The sequence below is a fragment of the Bradyrhizobium sp. 132 genome, assembly GCF_023074185.1.
Taxonomy (GTDB): Bacteria; Pseudomonadota; Alphaproteobacteria; order Rhizobiales; family Xanthobacteraceae; genus Bradyrhizobium.
In genome coordinates, this window is record NZ_JADPKY010000074.1 from 1 (window position 1) to 8,150 (window position 8,150).

Annotated in this window: 9 protein-coding genes and 1 tRNA gene; 1 reads left to right on the plus strand and 9 read right to left on the minus strand. The window is 61.7% G+C overall.

From position 1 onward, the window contains the following. Window positions 1–327: hypothetical protein (locus tag IVA74_RS12130; protein WP_247343447.1), on the plus strand; the 327-nt coding region annotated here is incomplete at its 5' end. Window positions 328–717: 390 nt separating this feature from the next. On the opposite strand, the gene IVA74_RS12135 is transcribed toward IVA74_RS12130, so the two are convergent. From IVA74_RS12135 to ilvD, 9 genes are all read right to left on the minus strand, one after another. Further along, entirely contained in the window at window positions 718–1,917 is a 1,200-nt protein-coding gene (locus IVA74_RS12135; RefSeq protein ID WP_247343450.1) for an AAA family ATPase, read from the minus strand. Beyond that, complete coding sequence (locus tag IVA74_RS12140; RefSeq protein ID WP_247343453.1) at window positions 1,917–2,747, minus strand: toprim domain-containing protein; 831 nt, start codon at window positions 2,745–2,747, stop codon at window positions 1,917–1,919. Before IVA74_RS12140 ends, IVA74_RS12135 begins: the two co-directional genes overlap by 1 nt. Then, window positions 2,731–2,985: a hypothetical protein gene (locus IVA74_RS12145; RefSeq protein ID WP_247343457.1), complete on the minus strand. Its 255-nt coding sequence runs from the start codon at window positions 2,983–2,985 to the stop codon at window positions 2,731–2,733. Before IVA74_RS12145 ends, IVA74_RS12140 begins: the two co-directional genes overlap by 17 nt. 61 nt (window positions 2,986–3,046) lie before the next feature. Beyond that, on the minus strand, window positions 3,047–3,232 hold the full coding sequence (locus tag IVA74_RS12150; protein ID WP_247343469.1) for a hypothetical protein: 186 nt from the start codon (window positions 3,230–3,232) through the stop codon (window positions 3,047–3,049). Then, window positions 3,183–3,569 carry an AlpA family phage regulatory protein gene (locus IVA74_RS12155; RefSeq protein ID WP_346730945.1) on the minus strand — a complete coding sequence of 129 codons (387 nt, stop codon included), beginning with the start codon at window positions 3,567–3,569 and terminating at the stop codon, window positions 3,183–3,185. The genes IVA74_RS12150 and IVA74_RS12155 overlap by 50 nt, the downstream gene beginning before the upstream one ends. A gap of 38 nt (window positions 3,570–3,607) precedes the next feature. Next, window positions 3,608–4,738, minus strand: a complete 1,131-nt coding sequence (locus tag IVA74_RS12160) for an integrase arm-type DNA-binding domain-containing protein (RefSeq protein ID WP_247343461.1) — start codon at window positions 4,736–4,738, stop codon at window positions 3,608–3,610. 184 nt (window positions 4,739–4,922) lie between these two features. Further along, a tRNA-Ser gene (locus IVA74_RS12165) sits at window positions 4,923–5,012 on the minus strand. A 288-nt stretch (window positions 5,013–5,300) separates the two neighbouring features. After that, window positions 5,301–5,624: a hypothetical protein gene (locus tag IVA74_RS12170; RefSeq protein ID WP_247343463.1), complete on the minus strand. Its 324-nt coding sequence runs from the start codon at window positions 5,622–5,624 to the stop codon at window positions 5,301–5,303. A 238-nt stretch (window positions 5,625–5,862) separates the two neighbouring features. Next, window positions 5,863–7,713, minus strand: coding sequence for a dihydroxy-acid dehydratase (gene ilvD / locus IVA74_RS12175; protein WP_247343467.1), 1,851 nt, complete (start codon window positions 7,711–7,713; stop codon window positions 5,863–5,865). Window positions 7,714–8,150 lie beyond the last annotated feature (437 nt).

Genomic DNA, 8,150 nt, shown 5'->3' on the forward strand with positions numbered 1-8,150 from the left:
GCGCGCGCGAATAGCGTCCTTCGCGGCGAGCCGAACCATTTCGTCAGGCGACGGTCGGATTTCCACGATCCGGTCAACCTGGGTGCCACCAACTTCGTTGTCATTCGACGGCATCCAGGCCGAAGGCGCGATTGGCGCGGCGTAATCTTGCAGGAGTCGCAAATCAGAGCGCCTGCCGGCGCGAGCGAGGCGGGACTCGAGTGGGGAATGTTTTTTCATGGAAACCTCGTGACGATGGTGCTGCTGACCTGGCCGTTATCTGCTCTACTGATTAGTGCGGCTTCTGCGGCCAAGTGCTGGAATGTCCGTACAGCTGGCGGGTTTTGATAAATAATCAAACGCGGAATAAAATTTACGCGTGGCTGGACGGCTGGTTTGCGGAGACGGCGCCGAAGAGAGATCGAGGTCTCCCCACCGCCGCCGTGCGGAAATCGTGCGCACCATTCTCAAATCCGCACGGCAGTTAAGTACTTGTATATGTTGCACTGTTTCACGCGACGCGCACCAACGTGCGCCCTAGAGAAGTGAGTGCACGGCATTCGCGCACGATCCCACCATTGCGGTGGGTGTGATAAATCACACCCCACCGCAGAGTATTTGGTTTTGTCTGAAAATCGTGCGCCGTGTTCATGCGTGTAAGTCCTTGTCAATAGTATGATATCCGTCATGTCCTGCAATCGTGCGCGGTACTTTCGTGCGCGCACGATTGGCGCACGGTTAGCCGTCGCGCTTGCGTGCAAGACCAGCCGCCATCCGCGCACCAGCCTCGGCGCTGTGCTTGTCGGCGCGCGCCTCAAGCGCCACTTCGTGTCCACGCTTTGTCAGTTTCCATCCCTTGCGCGCGACGTCGACAAGCTTTCGCTTATAAAGCCGGTCCTTCGCATGACGAACGCGGTCCTTGTTGGGCTCGCCGGTTGGCGTGCACCAACAGAGAGCCTCGGCCATCTCGGCGAGTGAGGAGCCCTTGCCGCGTTCAATCGCTAGCAACACCTCGTCATCGTCGTTGCGCGCCTTGTCGGCTCGCTTGATGCTCTCGCCCTTCGACAGCGCCTCAGCCATCACGGTTGGGACGGGCCTGCCTTTGCTGTCCACCAAGGTTGGTACTGTAACCGTCTTCAGTTCGAAGTAGATTGGGTCGAAGTCGGGGCCGCGGTGCTTGCCTTGCCAATGCAGCTTGACTGTATCTCCCTTGTTGAGGGTCAGATTACCATCCATCTCTGCAATGAATGCACCACCACCACGCGGCAGCAAGTTTGATGGATCCGCATTTTTGATAGGGTGACAGGCGGCGTAGACCACCGGCTTGCCTGGTAATGTCGTTAGCATGCGCAGGTTGCGCGCATGGGCTCCCAGTTGTGAGTTGCTGTTTTCGTCGTCGCCGTGGAAGTAAGCCGCGCTCGTATCGACCACGATCATGTCGACGTCGCCAATTTTCTCAACATCGGCTTTGATGCGCTCAAACATCTCAGCAACGCCGAACGTTCCGGCGATAAAGTGGACGTCTACGGCATCAGGATCAAAATCAAGATAATGCGCCATTGCGATCCAGCGCATGCGCACATCATCGGGATTCTCGCCCGCGAAATAGACGACGCGCCCCTTCTCAACCTCACGATCGCCGAGAGGTTTGCCTAGCATCGTGAGCGCGGCAATCAGCAACAGGACAGCCGTCTTTCCTGTGCCTGTCATGGCAGTCGTCGAATAAAGATAACCCTTCTGCGATATTCCATCGACGTGATAATCGGGCGGCTTGAAACCGCGGACGAATTCGCCGCTGGAAACCATGCCAGGATAGGTCGAGGGTTTTGCCGCCCCGGACGGATTCGCGCCTTTGGCGTTATCATTGGCGGGTTTTGGCGGGACCTCGGCTTCCTTGAAGCCGCTACCCGGATTAGACTTCCACTTGTGGCTACTCATCACGCAGCACCCCGCAGGTCTGCGAAGTCACTGCCGATATCTGGTGGTGCGACTATCTCAACTTCCTTGCCAGCCCCATGCCACCGTCGACCGCATTCGTTCGCCGCCGACATTCCTGCATGGTCGCGGTCGGCATAAATGCTCAACGCCTCAATGCCTGCCAATACCAGAAACGTCCCCATCGTGCCGGCAGACAGGCAAGCCCATATCGGCCGAAACGGCACCGCCAAGGCGGTCTCAATGCCTTCAGCAATTGCTAGGCCGTAGTGGACGTCGGCATCGGACGACAACCGCACCACTGCACCTTTCGCGCGGCCATACATCTTGCGTCCGACCTTACAGCCGTCGTGGTCCAGATAGGTGACGTGAACGCCGCAAGGTTCATTGCTGATGGCATCTGTCATCAGCGCAACCATGCTCCGGTCATTCGCTCGGAAGCGGATTGCATCACCGCTGTAGGCCAAGCCACGGCCGGCAAGATAGGTTTCCGCTAGCGTCCCGGCGAGCGAGATGGCGTGTTCCCACCGCTGCAAGGCATTGCGAATGCGAGCCGGCTCATCGTCATCAAACTCGCGCAACCTGACGATGGGCACGTCATCATTCGCCGGTTCGCGGCGCCGGTCGTTCGGCAAGCCGAGTTGTTCGCGGACGTAATCTCGGCATGCGCGCCAATCGTCGCCAGCGAATGACGTAACGCTGAATGAGCCGTCAGGTTTGAATTTGACCTTGAGGGATCTGTCGCGCTTGCTGTGACTGGGACCGGGACATAGAACATAGTCTCGGACGGCGTTGCCGCCGAGGATGACGGCAATGCTACGAATTGATTGCATGTTCGGTCTGTAGCTCCACGAGGGAATTGAGGGCGAGTTCAGCCAGCGCCTTGTTGAACGAAGGGCTAAAGCCAGCGGTGCGCTCTTGAAAGGCGTTTGGCGCCATTACGTGGGCGGGCTCTTCGCCACGCTGCCGCAAAGCCAGGTTGTACAGGCGCAAATGGTCGTTCAGTTCGAGGTCGAAACGCGCAAGCGTCGTCGACCCCGGTGAACCGGGTCTAATGTCGAGTATTCGCAAGGTGGGATTCCCCTGTTGGGGTTCGGGTGCTCTCGGCGGAAGGGCCGATCGAGCGGGTGGTTTAGGCAGCTTGTTGATGGTCCTCGTCGCGAAGGCGCTGCTTCAAATCGACGGCCAGATTGCTCCACATAAGGGCCGCATCAAGCGCGAGCTGAACCATCTCTTTGGTAGCGGCGAAGCTGGCCCAGTCACCGAACTCACGAGTCCAGAAGGCGGGCATCGAGATATGGTCGCCCGCCATGTTCATGACGCTGCGCCGCCACCTCGCCGGCTTTGTTATCGTTCGCGACCTGCAGGCTGTCGCGCCATGCTTGCAGATGGTCCGCGTCCCACCTGACGCATCCAGGACCGAGTTGGAGGGGCTTGGGAAAAGTGTTTTCGCTGATTTTGCGATACACGGTCGAGCGCCCCAGGCCGGTGGCCTTGGTGACGTCCGCGAGTTTTAAGAGAAGCATGTCTGGGAAATCCCGCTTGACATTGCTTTGGGGCCGTCTATCATGAGGCTGCCGAACTAGACCCCATTCGTTCGCAGGGTTGACACTGTGCCCTTGCCCGGCTGATTTGGCAAGTCGAATCCCGTACATTCCCGTACCATTTTTAGGATTGATTAAGACTGTTGCTCTCAGGCAACGGGGCGCGCGCAATGCATGGTCCAATCCCGCATCAGTTCACGGCGCTTCTTCAGCGCGGTCGAACGGCGATAAGCTAGCTCCGTTTCATCGCCGACCTGATGCGCCAGTGCCGCCTCGGCCACTTCCCATTCGTGCTCGGTCTCGTCGCCAGCCCAATCTCGAAATGTCGACCGCATGCCGTGCGTAGAGGCCGGCGACTCGGTGTGGCGCCTGATGCAAGTGGTCAGCGCCACGTCCGAAACTGGCCGGAACGGCAACTGCTCCAGCGCAAGAGCCGTGAGCGGCACGTAGTGGTCGCGCTCCGCCTTCATCCGTCCCTTGGGTATGCGCCACAGATCGCCCCTGATCTCGTCAGGCGTCATTCCACGCGCCTCCCCGTAGCGGCATGCCGTCAAGATGATCCATCGCAGCATGCGTGCTGCATCGCTCGCATCCCTGGCCAGCGACCGCCAGAATTCCGGCATCTGGTCATGCGGCAAGGCGGGGTGGTGCTTCACGTGCCTCTTGCGATTCTGCTTTGGCAATAAGTGCGTGACGATTGCGAACAGCGCCGGATTGTCGCCAACACGAAGCGTGTTCGCCTTTGCCGCGTCCAATATCTTCTCGATTCGACCCCGAATGCGCGCGGCGGTTTCGCGCTTCGTCAGCCAAATGGGAGCCAGCACGTTGACCACATCGGTGGTCGTCACATCGGCAATAGGCGTGGCACCGATGCGGGGATAGACATAGGTCTTTAAGGTATTTTCCCATTGCTGCGCATGCTTCGGGTTTTTCCAGCCCGGCCGGTGCGTCACCACATACTGCTTGGCGTAAACTTCGAACGTGACCGAGCGGGAGGCCTCAACCCGCACAGCGGCCCGCCTGGCGCTCCGTTCCTCGATCGGGTCTCTGCCAGCCACCAGTAGCTTGCGGGCCTGCTGAGCCACGTCGCGGGCTTCGGCAAGAGATATAGCGGAAGCCGGACCAAGGCCCATCTCGCGGGCCTTGCGTGTCGCGGGCGACGTGAAGCGCAGCATCCAACTCTTACTGCCGCTCGCCGCCACGAACAGCCACAAGCCGTTGCCGTCGCCGAGCCGATCGCCGGGTTTAGCGTGCTCAACCTGTTTAACTGTGAGGCCCATTCGTCTTACCCCCAAAAGTGTCCGCCTAATCCCACGGTCTTACCCACGATGAGGAGCCGGATTTATCGGGATTGGCCGGGACTAGCCGGGATAATAAAAGCCGATCCCGCAGTCTTTTTCAAGCCATTATCAATGGGTTGCGGGTAGGATTGGGACTAGCTGGGATCGTTCGGGAAATCGGAACTGGCGGAAGGGGTGGGATTCGAACCCACGGTACCCTTGCGGGCACGCCGGTTTTCAAGACCGGTGCCTTAAACCACTCGGCCACCCTTCCAAGTCCGGAATTGCTGTCGCTTAACGCAGTCGACGGTCCAAGGCAACGCGAAGTTGGCGCCCGACCCGAAACCCCCTCGCCCGCACACGATCTGTCAGGCGAGCGTCAGCCTGTTCCCTTAGCCTGTACGCCTCAGCCATCCGGACACTGGCGACATCTCCCAGGGCGTCGCCGGTTGCGAGGCCCGGTCTGGATTCATCTCCGTTTCCGGGCCTCGTTTGCTGCTCTCAAAAGCAAAACGGCGCCCCGTTGGGAGCGCCGCATGGAGTTCTTCGTTGCTGCCTCGGCTCAGTAGCCGCAGGAGGCGCAGCCCATCTGCACCGGGGCGTAATAGGAATAACCCGGCTGGACCATCTCGACGCGCTGGCGCGTGGCGTATTGCGGCGGGATGCGTTCGTACTGGACGCTCGGCGGCGCCACCATCACGGTCTGCGGCACCATCACGGTGCGGTACTGCGCCGGCGCGCGGTGCGCCACGACGGAGCCGGGCGAAACCATCACGGTCTCGTCGACGGTGCGGTATTGCGGCTGCACATATTGCTGCTGGTAGCAGGTCGTGCACGGCGGCGGCGTGTAGCAATTGTAGCAGCCGGCGGAAGCAGCAGTCGTCATGGAAATCGCAGCGACGACCGTCGAGAAAACGACAGCAAGAGTACGAGACATTATTGTGGTGCCCCAGTTGCCCAAAATGGATTTGCGAAGGTCGATGGCAGTATATGCCGCAAAACCTTGCTTTGCCGAAGTTCGTCGGGGCATCCTTAATGCGAACGGCCGGCTTTCGCCGGCCGTTCAGAACTTGTTGACCATGCGCGATGCGCGACGCTTGCGATCACGCCCGCGCAAGACGCTCCTACTTCGAGCGACGCTTGACCTCGCGCACCGCGCCACGCGCGGCGCTGGTGGTGAGTGCAGCGTAGGCCTGAAGCGCGGTCGAGACGTTGCGCTTGCGGCCCGTCGCCTGCCAGGCGGCATCGCCCTTCGCCTCTTCCGCGGCGCGGCGCTTGGCGAGCTCCTCGTCGGAGACCTCGAGGCTGATGCTACGGTTTGGGATGTCGATGGCGATGCGGTCGCCGGTCCGCACCAGACCGATGTTGCCGCCTTCGGCGGCTTCCGGTGACAGATGCCCGATCGACAGGCCCGACGAGCCGCCCGAGAAGCGTCCGTCGGTGACGAGCGCGCAGGCTTTGCCGAGACCCATCGATTTCAGGTAGCTGGTCGGATACAGCATCTCCTGCATGCCGGGGCCGCCGCGCGGGCCTTCGTAGATGATGACGACGATCTCGCCGGCAACGACCTTGCCGCCCAAAATGGCCTCGACGGATGCGTCCTGGCTCTCGAACACGCGCGCGGGACCGGAGAATTTCAGGATCGAGGCGTCGACGCCCGCGGTCTTCACGATGCAGCCGTCCTGCGCGAGATTACCGTAGAGCACGGCGAGGCCGCCATCCTTGCTGAAGGCGTGCTCGAGGTTGCGCACGACACCCTTCTCGCGGTCGGCATCGAGCTCGTCGTAACGGCGCTCCTGGCTGAAGGCGACCTGGGTCGGGATGCCGCCGGGCGAGGCGCGGAAGAAGGTGCGGACCGACTCGCTCTTCGAGCGCTTGATGTCCCAGCGCTCCAGCGCGTCTTTCATGGTCGGCGCGTGCACGGTCGAGACCGACGTGTCGATCAGGCCGGCGCGGTCGAGCTCGCCCAGGATGGCCATGATGCCGCCGGCGCGATGCACGTCCTCGACATGCACGTCGGCGACCGACGGCGCGACCTTGCAGAGCACAGGCACGCGGCGCGACAGCCGATCGATGTCCTGCATGGTGAACTCGACCTGCCCTTCATGGGCGGCGGCGAGCAGATGCAGCACGGTGTTGGTCGAGCCGCCCATCGCGATGTCCAGCGTCATCGCGTTCTCGAACGCCTTGAAGTTGGCGACATTGCGCGGCAGCACGGAGGCGTCGTCCTGCTCATAGTGGCGACGCACGATATCGACGATGGTGTGGCCAGCCTCGACGAACAGGCGCTTGCGGTCGGCGTGGGTTGCGACCACCGTGCCGTTGCCGGGCAGCGCAAGACCAAGTGCTTCAGTGAGGCAGTTCATCGAATTGGCCGTGAACATGCCCGAGCACGAGCCGCAGGTCGGGCACGCCGAGCGCTCGATCACCTTGACGTCCTCGTCGCTGACCTTGGAGTCGGCGGCGGCGACCATGGCGTCGATCAGGTCGACGGCCTTGGTCTTGCCCTGCAGCGTGACCTTGCCGGCCTCCATCGGTCCGCCCGAGACGAACACGGCAGGAATGTTGAGCCGCAGCGCCGCCATCAACATGCCGGGCGTGATCTTGTCGCAATTCGAGATGCAGACCATACCGTCGGCACAATGGGCGTTGACCATGTACTCGACGCTGTCGGCGATCAGCTCGCGCGACGGCAGGCTGTAGAGCATGCCGTCATGGCCCATGGCGATGCCGTCGTCGACGGCGATGGTGTTGAACTCCTTGGCGACGCCGCCGGCCTGCTCGATCTCGCGCGCGACGAGCTGGCCGAGGTCCTTGAGGTGGACGTGGCCGGGCACGAACTGGGTGAAGGAGTTGACGACCGCGATGATCGGCTTGCCGAAATCGCCATCCTTCATGCCCGTCGCGCGCCAGAGGCCGCGAGCGCCCGCCATGTTGCGGCCGTGAGTGGTGGTACGGGAGCGATAGGCTGGCATGGCGGTTTCCGTCCTCGGTTTGGCTGGCCGGGCGAGAAAAATGGAAGCCGCCTCAGGCCTTTCCCGGCCGGATAGCGCACGGAATGGGCCGGCGCAACGGTAACTTGGGCCGGACAGGGCCGGATCGGCCTTTCGCAGGCCTCCCCTGCTCCCGGCGCGGTCTATTGGAGGGTCGGATCGAGGCGGTCGCGCAATCAGTCGCCAATTGCGGAGACCGCCAGCGTGGTCGAGACGATCAGGGGCGAGACGATGTCGGGCAGGATATGCCGGAGGGAAGACGCATGCATCCGCGCGCGGAATCACGCGCGTTCGTCTCCGTAGTGATCCGGAATGGAGTCCTATTCAGATGTCGCGTACATCGCGTGACATCGATCGGCGGCCTTACAAGGGCATTACCCTCTGATCGCGCTACATGGGGTTGGGGGACCGCATGGGGC